Here is an 18332-nt window from a genome sequence, read left to right on the forward strand (position 1 = left end):
CCGCGCAAGAATGCCAAGCCGTGGAAGCCATCGACTGCAGGGGCTATCGCTCGGAACGAGGCGCTGCGCGCTTCGAAATACCTTGGCCGCGCCATCTGGAGAAAATGGAGCGGATACCACCGACGAAGCCGCGCCGAGACGAAGATGCATTGCGTGAAGCTGCTGGGGCAGAGCCTCATGGCGCGCGACTTCGATCGTCAGGTCGCCGAACTTCAGATCCGCGCCGCCGTGCTCAACGGCTACACCGCGCTCGGCATACCCGTCACAGAGCCTGTGGGATAATTGCGTCCGGGGAAAGGGGAACTCCGGACGTTACCGACTTTGCGCAACAAAGCCTCTCTCCGTCATAAAATGGCGTGTAAAACAGAAATCCCGCTGTATGTCCGCTGTCTTGCACAAGGAAAATCGGGCCAGTGATCTGCGCTGTTCCCGTGTCACGGCTTGCCAAAAGACCAGTTCGACGATTCGTCTCGTGCGCCACATCAAGGCCAATGGCTGCGGCGTTGATATCTTCGGGCTCGATGAAAGTGATCGGCAGCATGAAGTCCTGTTCATGTTGCGGAAAAACCGAAAAATCGCGCCTTTCGGCATCCCTGAGGGTCTGAAAATCCGCAAGATTTTTCCCATCGACGTAATAGATGACGCCAATCCCGTTCACGCCGGGGTATTTTTTTTCCAGGTTCAACGAACCGGCGAACGTCTTCCACTCGGCATGGGATGTCTTGCCGCCCTTGGCATCGATATGGGCCACACCGGACCAAAGCGCGTCTTCGTATCGGGACATGCGATCGACGATCAGGCCGATGGTGCGGTCCTTGGCGGCCAGAAACCTGTTCTCTATTTGCAGGTCCACCTGGTTCTTGGAATAGACCCAAGCGCCGACAGTCATGGCAAGCGACAAGGCCACGATAAGGACGTGCAAGGATGTGATCCCGGGACTGCGGGATTCAAGTGACTTCACCGCAAGCACTCCTTCACCGTGAAACTACTGCAACGACTTGGTGAAACATATTGCTGGGAAGCAGCTTAATACCGCGTGAAATCCGGCTCCGCGGCCTATTCAAATCTTGAGTGAAAATCCGCGTATATTTATCAGGAATTTTCCTGGAATGCCCGTCGGGTTCCCAAGGCGGGCTCTTACGGCGTCATCCCATCGGTTCCCGGCATCAACCCAGGGCCGCGGGCAGCAACCCGCAGCCTTGTGTCCGATGCACCGCGCACCCACCGCGTGAGGCGGCAAGCCACACCGCGATCCGGCAGTTTATCGGTCGATGCCCATGATGCCGCCAGCCAGCAGGCGCACCATGGTCTGTTCATCCAGATAGCCAGACACCCGCAGGCCGCGCGCATCCTGAAAACGGCGCAGCGCCGCGCGGGTGTTTTCATCAAACTGCCCGTCAACCTTACCCGGCTTCATGCCCAATTGATCCAGCCGTCGTTCGGTCAGTTGGCGGGCCACGAAATTCAGGTTCATCGCCTGCTCTTCGTTGCGGGCCTGAACCGAATTGCGCACCCGTTCTGCGTCAAACTGCAACTGTGCGATCTGCTGCTTGGCCTCTTCACGGAAGGCGCCGTTGGGCCAGTCGCGCAAATAGGCGTTATACGCGGCTACCGAATTGGCTTGGGTCGCCTTGTTCCAGTCACGCCGATCCTGGCCCACTGCCTGATCCGCGCGCTGTTTGTCGATCGCCTTCAGCACCGCGCGCGCCTCGTCGACAAACTGCCCTTCGGGGTATGTCTGGAGGTACTCGCGGAACCCCGCCTCATCGCCCCGATCCCGGACGCGCCGCCACAAGGCGCGCTCTTGCCGTGCCCGTTCAGCCTGCTGGCGCTTTTCCTCTTCTTCCAGTTCTGCGGCGCGGCGCGCAGCCTGCGCCTGCAACCGCGCGATCTGGTCACGGTCAAGATAACTGCTGACCTTCAGCCCCGTCTCTTCCTGCCAGCGACGGACCGCGCCCCTCGTGCCATTGCCAAACACGCCGTCGATGCCGCGGGTGTCATGGCCCAGGATGGTCAGGTCGCGCTGGATGGCCCTGCGGGCATCACGGTCAAGGTCCAGATCCTCTTCGGCGCGACGCTCACGGTAGAACGGCTCGGCATTCAGCGCCGACAGTCGCTGCCGGGCCGCGTTCACATGCGCGCCTTCGGAAAAGCCGTCGAGGTAGGTTTTGTAGCCTTCAGCCGAATCGGCCTCTTGCGCCAGCCGCCAGGCCACATCGTCGGCCGCCCGATTGGCAAAGGGATCAGGCAGCGGCGGGTCGATGGCACCGCGCGGCGGACTGACGTCGCCTTCGCGTACGATCACCTGTCCCTGCGGGGCGTACCCCTCAATCTGCAATTCGTATTCGATGGCGGCGCGCCGCACAAAACGCGCGGTCCGGGCCATGTCGCGCGCCGCATAGCGGGCCACATCCATCGCCGGACCGCGAATCACTGTCACTCCCTGCGGGATGTCCAATTCTCCCAGTCCGGCGGTCAGGAACAGGTTCAGATCCGGCTCTGCGCCAGTTTCCCCCAGCACAAGGAACGCCCGCCCCTGATAGGCCGACAGCACCGCCAGCGCCGCATCCAGAGGAAAGCCCTGGATCAGCACATCCGCCTCGTCGATCCGGCCATTCCCGGTCACCGGCAGCAGATAGCTGCCGCCGACGCTGTGCACAAAGGCCCCCGACAGCAGGATCACCACCGGACCACCGTCATCGTCCAGCATTTCGGCAAATTCGCCAAAGGCCTTGCGCATGTCCGACGCGCCCGCATCCTGCGCCAGCGTGACGTCAAACCCCTTAGCGTTCAGCGCACTGGCCGCCTGCGCGACCCGCTGCGCGCCGAACAGTGTCTGGACGGCGGTATATTGGCTGTTGCCGATCACCAATGCATCGCCGTTTGCCAGCGCACCCGTGGCGCCCAGAACCGCGCCCGCCATGGCCAATGCCACATTCCGCATGAGCTTTCCTCCCCGTCGTCTGCTTTGGGACAAAGCCTATCGCGCCGCCATGACAGGGCAAGCGGCGCGTGCGGGGAAAATGGCGGTGTTCCGCCCAGCCAGCGGCGCCAGGTCCCTGCCACGCGCGGCTTTCCGCCGGTGTGGCAAGGGCTTGCGCGATTTCAGTCGTAAGTGCGCTGATCCTCGATCACCAGCCCGTCACGCGGCAGCGCACCCGGCGGCACCAGCTCGACCTTGCCTTTCAGCTTCAGCACCTCTGCCACGCTGCCCTCAAAGGCGGCGGCATCGCCGCTATCGGTCTCGATTCGCACCGTCATCATGTCCATCTCGCCTTCGCGGGTGGCAACGACACGCGCCCGCGCGATCTCGGCATGCTTTGCCACCAGTTGGGCGACCTGTTCGGGGCGCACAAACATCCCCTTGATCTTGGTCGTCTGGTCGGCGCGACCCATCCAGCCCTTGATACGCGCATTGGTCCGCCCACAGGGGCTTTCCCCTGTCAGCAAGGCGCTCAGGTCACCGGTGGCAAAGCGGATCAGCGGGTAATCGGGGTTGAGCGAGGTCACAACCACCTCTCCCACCTCGCCCTCGGGCACTGGATCGCCGGTGCCGGGGGTGACGATCTCGACAATGACATGCTCATCCAGGATCATGCCCTCCATCGCCGGACTCTCATAGGCAACGTTGCCCAGATCGGCAGTGGCGTAGCATTGCAAACACTGGATGCCGCGATCCGCATAATACTGCCGTAGCGATGGAAACAGCGCCCCGCCGCCAACCGCCGCACGCGTAATCCCCAACGACAGACCCAACGCGTCCGCCTTTTCAAGGATCAGCTTCAGGTAATCCGGCGTCCCGGCATAGGCGGTGACGCCGATGTCATGCGCCGCGCGCGCCTGCAATTCGGTCTGGCCGGTGCCTGCGGGCAGCACCACGGCCCCGACAGCCCGCGCGCCGGATTCAAAGATCATGCCCGCCGGTGTCAGATGATAGCCAAAACAGTTCTGCACGATGTCGCCCGGTCCAATCCCGGCTGCGTTCAGGAAACGGCCCATCCGCCACCAGTCATGGCTGATACCACCCGGCTCATAGATCGGTCCCGGGCTCTGGAACACATGCGCGATGTTCGACACCGGCAGCCCGCCAAACGGCGGCTCGGCGGCCTGTTTCACCACCAGGTCGGACTTGCGCAACACCGGCAGCTCCGCCAACCCGGCCAGTGTTTCCAGCCGGTCGATGCCGTATTTGGCCAGTTGCGCGTTCAACGCCTCCAGGTGCGCCGCCGCACGCGCGTCCCGGCTGCGTGTTTCCAGCGCGTCGAAATAGGTGCTCATCAAGCTCTCCTTCGGAATTCTACGCCACCCGGCCCCATTGCCGGTCCTAGCCTGTTTGTCTGTCGGCCCCACAGTCGCGTCCGCCGCGACATCGGGGGCGTTGATCTGAAACAAGGCACGCCACTGCAACCTGCCCTAAACCGTGAGGCATCAATGGGAGAGGAGGCCCGGCGATGGCCCGTGATTTCAACGACCGCATCTTGTTCGACGACGACCGGCAGGTGATGGAGGTGGATTTCTCCGACTTCACCTTTGACACTTCGGAAACCGTCAACCGCGTCTATGACCGGATCGAGGACCGCATTGCCAAGACTGGTGAGGAGCTGTGGTTCTTTCTCATCAACCTCAACGGCACGCGGATCGACAGCAGCGCCTGGGTCGCCTACGCGCGCCGGGGCCGCGCACTGAACCTGGCGCATTCCATGGGTTCGGTCCGGTTTGATGCCTCGCCCGAGACCGCCGCCCAGATCGAACGCGCCGCCCTGACAGAGGCGTTTGATCCCAACCTGCTGACCTGCCGCGCCGACGCATTGGTGAGAATCGGCCAGATGCCCTCGCGCCGCCGCGCCCGGGTCCAGCATGACCCCAATTATGTCGAGACCGACTTTTTCCACCGCCTCACCTTTGACGAAGACACCCGCATCATGGAGGCGGATTTCTCCTGGTTCACTTTCCACCATTCGCGCGACGTCAATGATTTCTACGACCATATCGAGGCCCGCATCGCCGCCTCTGGGCGTGACAAGTGGTTCTTTCTCATCAACTACGAGGGCACGCAGATCCTGCCCGCCGCCTGGGTGCAATACGCGCATCGGGGCAAGACGCTGAACCTCGCGCATTCCTTGGGGTCGGTGCGCTACGCCCCCGGCTCGGAAACCGAGGCCGACATCCGTCTGCGCGCACAAAGCCAGGACTTCCGCCCCAACATCCGCAATACCCGAGACGAGGCATTGGCGCGGATCGAAGAGATGCGGACGGAGCATGATTACCCGGCCACGGCAGGCAAGGGCGTCACCGCCACGGCGGGCTGAGCGCCACATACCCTGCCCTGCGCCCGTTTCTTCCGTTCCACCCGCACACCTGGCATTGCGTCACTCCGCAGGCCAGCGAAAGGGTTCCAGCACGTTGACCACATGGGTGGTCAGCAGGACAATCTCTGTGCCGCCGATATTGCGCAGCCCGCCATGCATCTCACCGGCAGAGAAAAACAGCACGTCGCCTTCGGCATACTCGGCCTCCTGCCCATCGGTCAGCAGAACGGTTCCGCCGCGCAACACCACCGCGTGTTCATCGCCCGGATGTATATGCTCGACCACAGCGCCGCCCGGTTTCACCGTCACCCGCGTAATCATCACTTTCATGTCGGGCGCATCAGACAGGGGCTGTTCCTGAAGAATGTCACGCAGGACCAGATCACTGGCAAACGCGGGGGCGGCGGCCAAAAGGGCCACACAAGCAACGGCAAAACGAAACATCACGTCATTCCTTTCAAATATGGATTTTTCAGGCCAGCCACCGCTTGCGGCGGCGATAAGAGCGCACATCGCGAAAGGATTTCCGCCCTTCGTCAGACATGCCGAGGTAGAATTCCTTGACGTCCGGGTTTTCCCGCAACTCCTTGGCAGGGCCTTCCATCACCACCCGGCCATTCTCCAGAATGTACCCGCTGTGCGCATAGCGCAGCGCGACGTTGGTGTTCTGTTCAGCCAACAGGAAAGAGACGCCTTCGTTCTCGTTTACCGATTTCACGATCTCAAAGATCTGTTCCACCAGTTGCGGCGCCAGCCCCATCGACGGCTCATCCAGCAGCACCGTTTCAGGGCGGCTCATCAGCGCGCGGCCGATCGCCGTCATCTGCTGCTCGCCGCCAGAGGTATAGCCGGCCTGCGACCTGCGCCGCTCTTTCAGCCGGGGAAAGTAATTATAGACCATCTCCAGATCCGCCTCGACGGCACCCTTGCCGTCGCGGCGCGTATAGGCGCCGGTCCGCAGGTTTTCCTCGACGGTCAGGTGTTCGAAACAGTGGCGACCTTCCATCACCTGGATCACGCCGCGCTTGACCAGTGCCGCAGGTTCCAGATCCTGCACCACCTCACCTTTGTAGATGATCGACCCTTTGGTGACCTCACCCCGCTCAGAGTGCAGCAGGTTGGAAATCGCCTTCAACGTGGTCGTCTTGCCCGCGCCGTTCCCGCCCAGCAAGGCAGTGATCCCGCCCTTCTTGACGTTCAGGCTCACGCCTTTCAGCACAAGGATGACGTGGTTGTAGATCACCTCGACGTTGTTGACCTCAAGAAGCGTCTCATCCGTTCGCGCCGCATCCAGCATCGGTTTGTCCTCACACCCCGGGGCGGTTCGTGGCCCCTGCAGCTTCTTCTTGGTGAAAATACTCAGATCTCCCCGGCGGCACACGCGCCGCCGGGGAGGATTTCAGATCAGCCTTCGCAGCCTTCGGCCACCGGCCAAGGCGCATTGGCGTCGGCGTAATCCTTGGCGTTTTTCTGTGCCAGCTCGGTATAGGCCGCGACATTGGCCGTCAGGTGGTCGCTGACCTTGACGAACTTTTCACCGTCCCATTCCAGCATCCAGCCACCCGAATGGCCGGTGTGGTTCGAACACGAAGTCGCAAAGGGCGGCACCATGCCGGTCAGGCCCAGTTCGTCGATCCGGGCCTCGGTCATGTTGATGTTTTCCAGCCCCCAGCGCAGTTGCTCGGCGTTGATCTCGGCAACACCGTATTCCGCCTGAGCAACGCGGATGCCTTCGGCGAGAATAGCCGAAATGATGATGCCGCGCGAATAGAACACGCCTTTCATCTCTGTCTCATCGGTCTTGGACAACCCTGCGTCGATCACATGCTTCTGGATATCCGCCATGACCGGCGCGTCCAGGTTCGGGAAGGACCAGCTGATCGACTTGTAGCCTTTGCCCGCCTCGCCGACGATGGCCAGGTCCGCGTCATGTCCGGACCACCAGACACCCAGCATGTTCTCCATCGGGAACTTGGTCTTGACCGCTTCGGTGATGGCCCCGGCGTTCATCGCGCCCCAGCCCCACATCACGACATAGTCGGGACGCATCCGGCGGATCTGCAACCACTGTGCCGACTGGTTCTGCATTTCCTTCAGACCAACCGGGATTGGGTTGAGGGTAAAGCCCTTTTCCTCGGCCAGCGCCTCAAGCACCGGCAGGGGTTCCTTGCCGAACGGGTGATCCAGATGCAGGAACGCGATGGTCTTGCCGTCCAGCGACTCCATGCCTTCGAGATACTGGATGATCATGTCGGCGGCGTCCCAGTATCCGGCAGGCGTGTTGTAGGCCCACTGGAACACCTTGCCGTCCATCATCGGGCTAAAGCCATAGCCGGACGCAAGGATCGGGATCATGTCGACGTTGGTCTTGGGCAGCACCTGAAGGGTGATGCCGGTCGACCAGGGCTGCGTGACAATCGCCTTGCCCTTGGTCTTTTCATAGCATTCCACGCCCTTTTCGGTGGAATAGCCGGTCTCGCACTCTTCGGCGTTGACCATAACGCCGCCGATGCCGCCATCGCGGGCGTTCAGCATCGCCATATAGTCGGCCTGACCGTTCATCAGCGGGATGCCGGTCGCGGCAAACGGCCCGGTCCGATAGGCAAGGTTCGGGGTATACAGTTCCTGCGCCTGCGCCGCGCCTGCGGTCAGCGCCGCCAGAACGCCGGCAAAGGCCAGTTTGGTGAAATGTTTCATGTCTTTCCTCCCTTGGAATGTCTCATGTCACTGTCTGTCTTGGTCTTTTGTTGTTGGACCTCCCCCTTAGTAGGGGAACGGCCAGAGGATCAGTTTCTCACGCAGCAGACGCCAGAGTTGCGCCAGCCCGTGCGGCTCGACGATCAAGAAGAACACGATCAAAGAGCCAACGATCATGATGTTCAGATGCTCTACCATCGAGGAAGAGATCGGAATGCCCAGCGTTTCGGGCAGCAGGTTCAGCACCACCGGCAGGCCGACGATCAGGATCGCGCCCAGATAGTTGCCCATGATCGACCCGAGGCCGCCGATGATCGCAATGAACAGGATGCGGAACGACAGCGGGATGTCGAACAGGTTCGGTTCCGCCGCACCGCGCCACATGAACACGAACAGCGCGCCCGCCACGCCCACCACATAGGATGAGATGGCAAAGGCCGTCAGCTTGGACCGCATCAGGTTGATGCCGATCAGTTCCGCCGCGATGTCCATGTCGCGCGTCGCTTTCCACGTCCGGCCCAGCGTGCCGCGTGTCAGGTTGATGCACAGCCAGGTCAGCAGACTGACGATGAACAGCACCACATAGTATTGCACAATCGAATCCGCCTGTGGACCGGACACATACAGGCCAAAGATATCCAGGTTCGGCACCTGGATCGCGCCCGAGGCGTTGTAATTGTACAGCCAGGCCCATTTCTCGAACAGCCAGACCAGAAAGAACTGCGCCGCCAGCGTCGCAATCGCCAGGTAGAACCCCTTGATCCGCAGGCTGGGGATGCCAAACATCACACCCACACCGGCGCTGAAAAAGCCCGACAGCAGGATCGCCACAATCGGGTTCATCCACGGCATGATCGTGATCATCTTGTAGCAGGCATAGGCCCCGACCCCCATGAAGGCGGCGGTGCCCAGCGACAGCTGCCCGGCGTATCCCGTCAGGATGTTCAGGCCCAGCGCCGCCAGCGAATAGATCAGGATCGGGATCAGCAGCGTCTGAAAGGTGAACTCGCTCGCCGTCAACGGAAAGATCACCCAGACAAACAGCAGGATGATGCCCAGCAGCACGGCATCCTGCCGGACCGGAAACAGCGCCTGATCGGCCTCGTAACTCGTCTTGTACTGTCCTGCGGTGCGATAGAGCATCCGCCCCTCCCTTTACCTTCATCCGCGTTCAATGCGCGGCTCGTGTCGTCGCTCTCCCCGTGGTGGCCGGTCGGGCCGCCTTTGGAAAGGAATTCAGCAGCGCCGCCTCAGCGGTCCTTGTCCCCGTCACGCCGTCCGGGGGCGCCGACCCCCCACATCTGCGCCATCGCCTTCAGCGTCGCCGTCGTCATGTCGACAGAGGCCGTCATCATCGTGTTCATCGCCTCCATCTGGGCCTTCAGCAGCCCCTGCGCGATGTCCTGCGGGTCGGCGGGCTCTCCCAGGCCGTTGGCCCCGCGCGCCAGATCGGCAACCTCAGGATCGCTGCGTTCGGCACGCCGCGAAGTCGTGTCCTTGCCACGGGGTCTGGCCATCTCAGCTCTCCAAACTTTCATCGGCCTCGAACCGGGGTCGGCTCCTTGTCGGTTTGGCGTAGCCTGTCCGCTCCGAATGCCGCACCAGCCAGAAATACGCCCACATGCCCAGCGCTCCGCCCGCCGCCGCCAGCAGCAGGGCAATGGTCATACGGCCCTCTGCCTCGGGGTTGGCGGTCAGCGCCAGATAACCAAAGGCCCAAAAGCCGGACCAGGCGACGACGTTCAGTATGGCAATCAGTTTGGACATAACGTTTCGTTCCTCGTTAGACAGCCGCTCAAGGCTGTCACAGCGCGGCGGTCCCCGCCGCTGTTGGTGTGGCGACGCGCCCCGCGTCGCCCTACACCCTTTCGATGATGCGTTCCCCGAACAGTCCCTGCGGCCGGAACAGCAGCACGATCAGCGCCAACACAAAGGCAAACCATGTTTCCGTATTGCCGCCAAGGATCGGCTGGCCCCAGTAGATCTCAAACAGCTTTTCCGACAGGCCGATCATCAACCCGCCGATGATCGCCCCGGTGATCGACTCCAACCCGCCCAGCATCAGCACCGGCAGCGCCTTGTAGGCGATCACCTCAAGGGCAAAGCTGACACCCGCCCGCGCGCCCCAAGCAATGCCCGTGACCAGCGCAATGATGCCCGCAATGAACCAGACCAGCACCCAAATCGTCTGAAGCGAGATCCCGACCGACAGGGCCGCCTGATGATCATCGCCCAGCGCCCGGATCGCCCGACCCATCTGGGTGTAGTTCAGGAAGGCCAGCAGCGCGCCCACCAGCACCACCGCCACACCGACCACCGTGATGTCGAGGTGTTGCAGGATCAGCAGACCGCCCCAAGGCTCCAGCACCGTGTCGCCGGTCGGAATGCCCAGTTCGGCGGAAATCATCTGCTTGTTCTCACCGCCAAAGATGATCTCTCCCAAGCCGATCAGGAACAGCGTGATGCCGATCGTGGCCATGAACAGGATGATATCTGGCTGCCCCACCAAGGGGCGCAACACGATCCGCTCGATACTCACTGCCAGGACAAACATCACGCCCAGCGTCAGTATCACCGAGATCCACGCCGGGATTCCCATCGCGTGCAGCCCCACCAGCGTCAGCGCGGCGAACACCACCATGATGCCCTGCGCAAAGTTGAAGATGCGGCTGGAGCGGTAGATCAGCACAAAGCCCAGCGCAATCAGCGCATACAGCACGCCCGACACCAGCCCCTCCCAAAGCACCTGCAACAGGAAATCTGGTGCGGCGACCATGTCGACAAAAGGTGCGATAAAGATTTGATTCAGTAGGTCCATGGTGCCCCGCCCCTCAGTTCATGCCGCGCGCGTGATGCGCATGGGTTGTGCATGCCGTGTGCATGTTTGGTGCAGCGTGATTGTCCATCAGTGTGGCACCCCCAGATAGGCGTCGATCACGTCCTGATTGCCACGCACCTCATCGGGTGTTCCGTCACCGATCTTCTTGCCGTAATCCATCACGACAACCCGGTCGGACAGGTCCATGACCACGCCCATGTCGTGTTCGATCAGGCAGATCGTGGTGCCGAATTCGTCGTTCACATCCAGGATAAAGCGGCTCATGTCCTCTTTCTCCTCGACGTTCATCCCCGCCATCGGCTCATCCAGCAGCAGGATCGACGGCTCCGCCGCCAGCGCGCGCGCCAGTTCCACCCGCTTTTTCAGCCCGTAGGGCAGACGCCCGACGGGGGTCTTGCGGATCGCCTGAATCTCAAGAAAATCAATGACTTTCTCGACCTTCTCCCGGTTTTCCATCTCTTCGGCCCGGGCCGGTCCCCACCACAGCGCTTGCGCCGGAATAGAGGCGTTCATATGCGTCAAGCGCCCGGTCATGACGTTGTCCAGCACGGACATGCCCTCGAACAAGGCGATGTTCTGGAACGTCCGCGCCACGCCCATGCGCGCCACCTCATAGGGCTTCATGGGGGGACGTTTCGCGCCTTTGTACCAGACCTCGCCCACGGTCGGCGTGTAGAAGCCGCTGATGACGTTCAGCATCGACGACTTGCCCGCGCCGTTGGGGCCGATGATCGCCCGAATTTCCCCCTCGCGAACATCAAAGGAAATGTCGGAAATCGCCGTAACCCCCCCGAACTTCAGAGTAATGTTCTTCATCTCCATCAGGACGCCGCCAATCTGGCGCCCGTCCGCGGTGACGTATCCTTGCGAGTCTTTCACGCGACGTCCCCCAGCTTCTTCTTGGTCCAAATACTCATGTCGGCCCCCACCACAACCACGCGTTCCGAACTGAAACGCGCTGCGGGATGGTGGGCGGGGCGATATGCGTCGCAGGCGCAGGAGCGTCCGACCCTCATTCCGCCGCGACCTTTGCGGGCACCACCGGCACCACCTTGGCGTCGCGGATTTGCAGCGTCGCCTTGATCTTGCCCTTGCGCCCGTCCTCATAGGTGACTTCGGTCTCGGTATAGATCTCGTCCGATCCGTCGTACAAAGCCCTCACAAGATCAGCGAATTTCTCGCCGATGATCTTGCGCCGCACCTTGCGGGTGCGCGTCATCTCGCCGTCGTCGGCGTCCAGTTCCTTGTGCAGGATCAGGAACCTGTGCACCTGGCAGCCCGACAGCATATCGTCCTGCGCCACGCTGACGTTGACCTCTTCGACGTGGCCCTGAACCATTTCCAGCACGCGCGGGTGCTGTGCCAGTTCCTGATAGCTGGCATAGGCGATGTTGTTGCGTTCCGCCCAGTTGCCCACCGCCGTCAGGTCGATGTTGATAAAGGCGGTACAGCGGTCGCGCCCCGCGCCAAAGACCACGGCCTCAAGGATGTTGGGATAGAACTTCAGCTTGTTCTCGACGTATTTCGGCGCAAACAACGCGCCATCCGCCATCTGCCCCACGTCCTTGGCCCGGTCGATGATCCGCAGATGCCCCGTGCCCTCTTCGAAAAACCCCGCGTCGCCGGTGGCAACCCAACCTTCAGCGTCCTTGGTGTCGGCCGTGCTTTCCGCGTTCTTGTAATATTCCACAAACGTCCCGGGAGAGCGGTAGAACACCTCGCCATTCTCGGCGATCTTGATCTCGACCCCCGGTGACGGCACGCCAACGGTATCGGACCGCACTTGCCCGTCCGGCTGCTGGGTGATGAACACGCTGGCCTCTGTCTGACCATAAAGCTGTTTCAGGTTGATCCCCAGCGAGCGGTAGAAATCAAAGATCTCCGGCCCGATCGCCTCACCCGCCGTATAGCCCACCCGCACCTTGGAAAATCCAAGCGCGTTTTTCAGCGGGCCGTAAACCATCAGTTCGCCCAGCTTGTACTTGATCCGGTCGACCAGACCCACGCTTTCCCCGTCCAGAATGTTCGGCCCCACCTTGCGGGCATGGCCCATGAAGTAATGGAACATCCGTTGCTTCAGCTTTCCCGCATCTTCCATCCGGATGGTGATGCTGGTCAGCTGCGTCTCGAACACCCGTGGCGGCGCAAAGTAGTAGCTTGGCGCGATTTCCTTAAGGTCGGTCATCATCGTCTCAGCGGATTCCGGACAGTTCACGCAGAATCCGGTCCAATAGGCCTGCCCGATCGAGAAAATGAAGTCCCCAACCCAAGCCATTGGCAAATAGGCCAGAATCTCATCATCTTCGCGCAGGTGGTCAAAGTCGGAGGTATTCCTTGCCGTCTCGACGATATTGCGGTTGGACAGCACAACGCCCTTGGGCTTGCCGGTTGTGCCGCTGGTGTACAGCATGACGCAGGTATCATCGTAGCCCAGCTTGTCACGTCGGCGCGTCAGTTCATTGATGAATTCGTCACGCGCCGCGCGGCCCTGTTCCTGCACATGGCTGTATTCGTGCAGGTGCGCGTGGTCATATTTCCGCATCCCGCGGGGATCGACATAGATCAGGTGTTCGAACTGGTGCAGATCGTCCTGCACCTCGATCACCTTGTCGGCCTGCTCCTGATCCGCGACGATGGCAAAGCGCGCACCGCAATGGTCCAGCACATATTCCATCTCTTCGGCAACGGCGTCCTGATACAGCGGAACGGGGATCGCGCCCACGCTTTGCGCGGCGACCATCGACCAGTACAGCGTGGGCCGGTTGCGCCCGATCACGGCGATGAAATCGCCCTCGTTCACGCCAAGGTTCAGCAGGCCCAGCGCCAGCGCCTCAATTTCCTGTTCGGTTTCGGCCCAGGTCCAGCTTTGCCAGATCCCGTATTCCTTTTCCCGGTACGCGGGAGCCGAGCCGAATTGGGTGGCATTGCGGTGCAACAGTGCCGGAACAGAGCGCAGACCCTCTACGCCCTCAGCCATATGTGCCAAGTCTCTTCCTCCCCATGCCGGTCCCCCGACATCCCATTTGCCCAACACATCCGGGCCGACCGCTGTTCGCCGCGATTCTGCTCCCATTTGGGCAAGGCTCAGCCTCGCGGTCAACTTTTTCCTGAGCTTTTCCGAATCCTTACGAATTGTAACACATGCACCCACATATCGTGGCCCATGGCATTGGCCCCTCTCTTTGGTCCCTCCCTCTTTCCCCCGCCCTGTCGCCTCCGTTAGGCTGCCGCTCAGAGGAGACGGCCATGCACATCTGCCCGACCACCAAGACTCAGCCCGCGAAACACCCATGAGCACGCCCACCCTCACCCAGGCCGGGCTCAACCTCATCGGTCAGGCCTTGACGATCTACGACAGCGACCTGCGCCTTGCGGTCTGCAACGCGCCCTTTGCGCAGATGTTCGACCTGCCGCAGCGCCTGACCACCCCCGGCGCCACCTTTGAGGACACCATCCACCACCTTGCCGAGCGGGGCGAATACGGCCCCGTCGACGATCTGGAGACATTCGTTCGCACAAGGGTCGAAATCGCCCGCGCGTTCGAACCGCATTACATGGAACGCCGCCGCGCCAATGGCCGCATGATCAGCGTCGAAGGCGCGCCATTGCCAGAGGGCGGCTGGGTCACCGTCTACACCGACATCACCGACACCAAGGCGCAGGAACAGCTGTTGCGCACCCGGTCGGAACTGCTGAGCGAAGAGGTGCTGAAACGGTCCGAGGAACTGGCCCTGACCAACCGCCGCCTTGCCGCCACCAACAAGGCGTTGGAAGAGGCGCGCCGCGTGCTGGCCGAGACAGAGGCGCGCACTCGCACAACCACCGAGATGATGCCCGCCCATATTGCCCGCGTCGATGCCGGGGGCCGCTATACCTTTTCCAACAATCGCCTGAGCGACGTGATGCCCGGTCGGCCCGCGTTGATCCTGGGGCTGCACATCGCCGAGACCCTTGGCCCGCAGGCCTATGCCCGCGTGCGCCCCCATCTGGAAGCGGCTCAAGAAGGGCGGCCTTCGGCCTTCGAATTTCACGATGAAATGTCCTCGCGCCGCATCCGCGCCGCCTTTACCCCCGATCCGCTGGACCCGGGTGTCTATATCCTCAGCCAGGATGTGACGCAGGAAACCCAGGCCCGCGCCGCGCTGCAACAAACCCGCCGCCGCGAGATTGCCGCGCAACTGACCTCCGGCCTTGCGCATGACTTTTCCAATCTGCTGACCATCATCCTAGGCATGCAATCGAAACTGCACCGCATGAGCCTTGGACCAGAGGCGGAACCGCTGATCTCTGCCACGCTGTCGGCGGCGCAACGCGGCGGGCGGCTGCTGGATCGCATCGCCGACATGACCAGCGCGCGCGGCTGGCGGCCTGCACCGCTGTCCCTGCCCGCGTTTCTGGACGAGCTGCGCACCCTCGCCACGCCCTCTTTGCCCGACGGAGTCACCATGACCATTGATGACGCCACCCAAGGCCCCGTCATGGCCGACGCCGGGCTGTTGCAGGACGCGCTGCTGAACCTGATCCTGAACGCCCGCGACGCCTGTGGCACCACTGGCACCATCCGCGTCACCACCGCCGAGGTGCAGGACACCTGGCTGGACATCGCCGTCGAGGACAGCGGCCCGGGGTTTTCCGACGCAGCGCTGGAACACGGACCCGAACCGTTCTTTACCACCAAGGGCGGCGAAGGGTCGGGTCTTGGGCTGGCCATGGTCTACGACATGACCAAACTGGCGGGCGGCACCATGCGCCTTGCCAATACCTCCACCGGCGCGCGCGTCTCTCTGCGGCTGCCGCTGCGCCGCGCCATGCCCGCGCCTCTGCCCGACACCGGCCTTGTCCTGCTGGCCGAGGACAGCGCCGACCTGCGCGAAACCATCCGCGAGATGCTGACCTCGATGGGGTTTTCGGTGGTCGAGGCAGTCTCGGTCGATGAGGCCTGCGCCCTCGCCGAAGGACTGCCCGACATCGCCCTGATCCTCAGCGACATCACGCTGGAGGGCGAAACACCCGGCCTTGCCCTTGGCGACCGGCTGCCGCATCTGCCGATCCGCTTCATGACCTCGCTGCATGTCGATCACCCGCTGCATGAACAGGCCCGCCAGCGCGGTCCCGTCCTGACCAAACCCTTTGCCGCGCCGGACCTCGCCGCGTTCCTCGGTCTGCCGCCCCTTCCGGCGGCCGCGCAATTCGGCTAACCCCGGCGCATGACCGCACCCCTTGTCACCATCCTCGACGACGAGCCCGCCATCCGCGAGATGCTGGCAGAGGCGCTGGCAGAGGCCGGGTTTCGCACGCTCTCCTTTGGCCGCGCGACGGAATTCGAGGCCGCGCTGCGCCGCGCCACCCCCGATGTCTGCCTCGTCGATCTGGGCCTGCCGGACCGCGACGGGCTGACGCTGGTCCACCGCCTTGCGCTGGAACAGGGCGCGACGGTGATCATCATTTCGGGCCGCGCACAGGTGCAGGACCGGGTGACCGGGCTGGAACTGGGGGCCGATGACTACATCATCAAACCCTTTGATCCGGCAGAGGTGGTCGCCCGCATCCGCGCCCGCCTGCGCGGCCGCGCCCGCGCCGCCACGTCCTCGGACACCGCGCGTTTCAACGGCTGGACCGCGCATTTCGACCGCTACATGCTGGAGGACGACACCGGGGCAGAGACGGCCTTCAGCCATGCCGAGGGCGAGGTGCTGCGCCTCTTCCTCGACAGCCCCAAGCGCCTGATCACCCGCGCCTTCATGCAGGAAAGCCTTGGAGGTGCTGCGGGCGAGAGCTTTGACCGGGCGATGGATGTGCGCATCTCACGCCTGCGCACAAAACTGCGCGAAGACCCCAGGAACCCGCGCCTGATCAAGACGATCTACGGCGCAGGCTATATTTTTCTGGGCGACGTCAACTGGGGCTGAACGGCCACTGGTGACCGCATCGTCCCGCACGCGCCCTCACGGTCCAGCAAAGGTATATTCAGCGCCAACGCCCAGCATCTGATGCACAAAGGGCAGGATCGAAACGGCGACCACGCCCACAACCGCGCCGATCGCCAATCGGATCGGGGCCGTGCCAAGACTGGGACCGGCAAGGCCCAACAACCCGCAGACGCCAGCATAGAAAACAAGTGATACAGGGTCCATGTGCGTGCCTCCTTACAGGCAGCCTAAACCAGCCCCGGCATTGAGGGAACGGTGGAATTTACCACCCCCGGACCACTCCGCGCCACCGCTCATTCCAATATCCGTGACACCGCTCCGGCCAACACCTTCAACCCGGTCACCAGATCCGTCTCATCCGTGTCCTCGGCGAAATCATGGCTGATCCCGTTGATCGACGGCACAAACAGCATCGCCGCAGGCATCATCCGCGCCATGTTGGACGCATCATGCAACGCACCCGACGGCATAGCCCGCCACCGCCCCGGCACCTCTGCCTCTGCGGCCTCGGCCAAGGCAGCGCGGAACCCCGCATCCATCGCCACAGGGGCAATGCCCAACATCGGCCCGGCACTCACCTCCAGTCCGCGCGCCGCCGCCACCTCTTGCGCCGTCTCGCGAATGACCACCTCCATCCGGTCCAACCGCCCGGCATCTCCATCCCGCCACTGCATGGAAAACTTCACCTTGCCCGGCACGATGGAATGCGCGTTGGGATGCAGGGTCACATGACCAATGGTCCAGACCGTCGCCGGGGTCACGACGTTCCTCAACCGGTCGTTCAGCAGCGCGTTGAACGCGGACAATGCCTGAAACGCATCCTTGCGCAGTGCCATTGGCGTGGTTCCCGCGTGGTTCTGCTGACCCTCGAAACTGATGACCATATCTCGAATGCCAACAATCGCCTCGACCACCCCGACAGCCTCTCCCGAGGTATCCAGCACCGGCCCCTGTTCGATATGCATCTCCAAAAACCCGGTAAACCGCCCTGGGTCCAGCCAATCGCCCAGTCGATCCCCCATCGCGGCCCGCGCCTGCAGCAAGGTCACCCCCTGCGGATCGACCAATCCGTCCAGCTTGTCCCGCGCCAGCGCCCCGGACCACGCCGCGCTGCCGGTGGTCACGCCGAACCGGCCCTCTTCATCCTGAAACGACACGCAAGATACCGGCGGACCACCCGCCTCATGCGCCGCCCGCGCCACCTCCAGCGCCGCGATCACCCCCAGCGCCCCATCCAGCCAACCGCCCTCGGGCTGGCTGTCCGAATGCGACCCCAACAACAAAGACGGCCCGTCACACAGACCAAACACCGACCCCATCGGGTCAATCCGCGCCTCCAACCCGGCCGCCGTCATGCGCTCGGCCAGCCAATCCCGCGCCGCAATATCCGCGTCCGAATAGGCCGGGCGCACCACACCTTTGCCCACCCCCGACGCGCCAAAGCGACGCAGATCGTGCAGATCTTTCAAAAAGCGGTTCGGATTCACGGGAATAGTCATGCAAGCCTCCAACAGACGTCGCCGCAGGCATACCCCGTCAACGTCTTCTTGGCAAAAA

17 protein-coding genes and 1 pseudogene are annotated in these 18332 nt (G+C 62.6%); 4 read left to right on the forward strand and 14 right to left on the reverse strand.

Annotated elements, in window-relative coordinates:
* Positions 1-282: pseudogene (locus tag CHB90_RS14115) on the forward strand (IS5/IS1182 family transposase); the annotation flags it as partial.
* On the opposite strand, the gene CHB90_RS14120 reads toward CHB90_RS14115, so the two are convergent.
* From CHB90_RS14120 to CHB90_RS14130, 3 genes are all read right to left on the reverse strand, one after another.
* The gene (locus CHB90_RS14120; RefSeq protein WP_245823250.1) at positions 263-961 is read right to left on the reverse strand and encodes a CHASE domain-containing protein; all 699 of its coding nucleotides are present in this window, start codon (positions 959-961) and stop codon (positions 263-265) included. The pseudogene CHB90_RS14115 and the gene CHB90_RS14120 overlap by 20 nt on opposite strands.
* Positions 962-1261: 300 nt before the next feature.
* Positions 1262-2944, reverse strand: coding sequence for a peptidoglycan-binding domain-containing protein (locus CHB90_RS14125; RefSeq protein ID WP_089278519.1), 1683 nt, complete (start codon positions 2942-2944; stop codon positions 1262-1264).
* 161 nt (positions 2945-3105) lie between these two features.
* Complete coding sequence (locus CHB90_RS14130) at positions 3106-4278, reverse strand: phenylacetate--CoA ligase family protein (protein ID WP_089278520.1); 1173 nt, start codon at positions 4276-4278, stop codon at positions 3106-3108.
* A 173-nt stretch (positions 4279-4451) separates the two neighbouring features.
* On the opposite strand from CHB90_RS14130, the gene CHB90_RS14135 reads away from it, so the two are divergent.
* Entirely contained in the window at positions 4452-5309 is an 858-nt protein-coding gene (locus tag CHB90_RS14135) for a hypothetical protein (RefSeq protein ID WP_089278521.1), read from the forward strand.
* 60 nt (positions 5310-5369) lie between these two features.
* Here the strand turns inward: CHB90_RS14135 and CHB90_RS14140 are convergent, their stop codons facing one another.
* The 9 genes from CHB90_RS14140 to CHB90_RS14180 form a co-directional block, all read right to left on the reverse strand.
* On the reverse strand, positions 5370-5753 hold the full coding sequence (locus CHB90_RS14140) for a cupin domain-containing protein (protein WP_089278522.1): 384 nt from the start codon (positions 5751-5753) through the stop codon (positions 5370-5372).
* 28 nt (positions 5754-5781) lie between these two features.
* Complete coding sequence (locus CHB90_RS14145) at positions 5782-6606, reverse strand: ABC transporter ATP-binding protein (protein WP_089278523.1); 825 nt, start codon at positions 6604-6606, stop codon at positions 5782-5784.
* Between the two features lie 107 nt (positions 6607-6713).
* Positions 6714-8006, reverse strand: a complete 1293-nt coding sequence (locus CHB90_RS14150) for an ABC transporter substrate-binding protein (protein WP_089278524.1) — start codon at positions 8004-8006, stop codon at positions 6714-6716.
* A gap of 66 nt (positions 8007-8072) precedes the next feature.
* Positions 8073-9149 carry a branched-chain amino acid ABC transporter permease gene (locus CHB90_RS14155; RefSeq protein WP_089278525.1) on the reverse strand — a complete coding sequence of 359 codons (1077 nt, stop codon included), beginning with the start codon at positions 9147-9149 and terminating at the stop codon, positions 8073-8075.
* 107 nt (positions 9150-9256) lie between these two features.
* Positions 9257-9523: a hypothetical protein gene (locus CHB90_RS14160; protein WP_089278526.1), complete on the reverse strand. Its 267-nt coding sequence runs from the start codon at positions 9521-9523 to the stop codon at positions 9257-9259.
* A gap of 1 nt (position 9524) precedes the next feature.
* On the reverse strand, positions 9525-9773 hold the full coding sequence (locus tag CHB90_RS14165) for a hypothetical protein (RefSeq protein WP_089278527.1): 249 nt from the start codon (positions 9771-9773) through the stop codon (positions 9525-9527).
* A gap of 91 nt (positions 9774-9864) precedes the next feature.
* On the reverse strand, positions 9865-10824 hold the full coding sequence (locus CHB90_RS14170) for a branched-chain amino acid ABC transporter permease (RefSeq protein ID WP_089278528.1): 960 nt from the start codon (positions 10822-10824) through the stop codon (positions 9865-9867).
* Between the two features lie 87 nt (positions 10825-10911).
* Complete coding sequence (locus CHB90_RS14175) at positions 10912-11667, reverse strand: ABC transporter ATP-binding protein (RefSeq protein WP_245823254.1); 756 nt, start codon at positions 11665-11667, stop codon at positions 10912-10914.
* Positions 11668-11857: 190 nt separating this feature from the next.
* Positions 11858-13822 (reverse strand): AMP-binding protein, encoded by a 1965-nt coding sequence (locus CHB90_RS14180; protein ID WP_089278530.1) that lies wholly within the window; start codon positions 13820-13822, stop codon positions 11858-11860.
* A gap of 313 nt (positions 13823-14135) precedes the next feature.
* Between CHB90_RS14180 and CHB90_RS14185 the strand changes: the two genes are divergently transcribed.
* Both CHB90_RS14185 and CHB90_RS14190 read left to right on the forward strand, forming a co-directional pair.
* Complete coding sequence (locus CHB90_RS14185) at positions 14136-16043, forward strand: hybrid sensor histidine kinase/response regulator (RefSeq protein ID WP_089278531.1); 1908 nt, start codon at positions 14136-14138, stop codon at positions 16041-16043.
* A gap of 9 nt (positions 16044-16052) precedes the next feature.
* Positions 16053-16754, forward strand: a complete 702-nt coding sequence (locus tag CHB90_RS14190) for a response regulator transcription factor (RefSeq protein WP_089278532.1) — start codon at positions 16053-16055, stop codon at positions 16752-16754.
* A 36-nt stretch (positions 16755-16790) separates the two neighbouring features.
* Here CHB90_RS14190 and CHB90_RS14195 read toward each other — a convergent pair whose 3' ends face one another.
* Positions 16791-16979: a hypothetical protein gene (locus CHB90_RS14195; RefSeq protein ID WP_089278533.1), complete on the reverse strand. Its 189-nt coding sequence runs from the start codon at positions 16977-16979 to the stop codon at positions 16791-16793.
* Positions 16980-17068: 89 nt separating this feature from the next.
* Complete coding sequence (locus CHB90_RS14200) at positions 17069-18274, reverse strand: Zn-dependent hydrolase (RefSeq protein WP_089278534.1); 1206 nt, start codon at positions 18272-18274, stop codon at positions 17069-17071.
* Positions 18275-18332 lie beyond the last annotated feature (58 nt).

This window comes from Antarctobacter heliothermus (genome assembly GCF_900188425.1).
GTDB lineage: Bacteria > Pseudomonadota > Alphaproteobacteria > Rhodobacterales > Rhodobacteraceae > Antarctobacter > Antarctobacter heliothermus.

Bases quoted from the DNA above. Each gene is read 5' to 3' on its own strand.
- CHB90_RS14165 (WP_089278527.1), bottom strand. From the start codon at position 9,773: ATGTCCAAACTGATTGCCATACTGAACGTCGTCGCCTGGTCCGGCTTT.
- CHB90_RS14135 (WP_089278521.1), top strand. From the start codon at position 4,452: ATGGCCCGTGATTTCAACGACCGCATCTTGTTCGACGACGACCGGCAG.
- CHB90_RS14200 (WP_089278534.1), bottom strand. From the start codon at position 18,274: ATGACTATTCCCGTGAATCCGAACCGCTTTTTGAAAGATCTGCACGAT.
- CHB90_RS14150 (WP_089278524.1), bottom strand. From the start codon at position 8,006: ATGAAACATTTCACCAAACTGGCCTTTGCCGGCGTTCTGGCGGCGCTG.
- CHB90_RS14160 (WP_089278526.1), bottom strand. From the start codon at position 9,523: ATGGCCAGACCCCGTGGCAAGGACACGACTTCGCGGCGTGCCGAACGC.
- CHB90_RS14130 (WP_089278520.1), bottom strand. From the start codon at position 4,278: ATGAGCACCTATTTCGACGCGCTGGAAACACGCAGCCGGGACGCGCGT.
- CHB90_RS14185 (WP_089278531.1), top strand. From the start codon at position 14,136: ATGAGCACGCCCACCCTCACCCAGGCCGGGCTCAACCTCATCGGTCAG.
- CHB90_RS14190 (WP_089278532.1), top strand. From the start codon at position 16,053: ATGACCGCACCCCTTGTCACCATCCTCGACGACGAGCCCGCCATCCGC.
- CHB90_RS14170 (WP_089278528.1), bottom strand. From the start codon at position 10,824: ATGGACCTACTGAATCAAATCTTTATCGCACCTTTTGTCGACATGGTC.
- CHB90_RS14140 (WP_089278522.1), bottom strand. From the start codon at position 5,753: ATGTTTCGTTTTGCCGTTGCTTGTGTGGCCCTTTTGGCCGCCGCCCCC.
- CHB90_RS14125 (WP_089278519.1), bottom strand. From the start codon at position 2,944: ATGCGGAATGTGGCATTGGCCATGGCGGGCGCGGTTCTGGGCGCCACG.
- CHB90_RS14155 (WP_089278525.1), bottom strand. From the start codon at position 9,149: ATGCTCTATCGCACCGCAGGACAGTACAAGACGAGTTACGAGGCCGAT.
- CHB90_RS14175 (WP_245823254.1), bottom strand. From the start codon at position 11,667: ATGGAGATGAAGAACATTACTCTGAAGTTCGGGGGGGTTACGGCGATT.
- CHB90_RS14180 (WP_089278530.1), bottom strand. From the start codon at position 13,822: ATGGCTGAGGGCGTAGAGGGTCTGCGCTCTGTTCCGGCACTGTTGCAC.
- CHB90_RS14195 (WP_089278533.1), bottom strand. From the start codon at position 16,979: ATGGACCCTGTATCACTTGTTTTCTATGCTGGCGTCTGCGGGTTGTTG.
- CHB90_RS14145 (WP_089278523.1), bottom strand. From the start codon at position 6,606: ATGCTGGATGCGGCGCGAACGGATGAGACGCTTCTTGAGGTCAACAAC.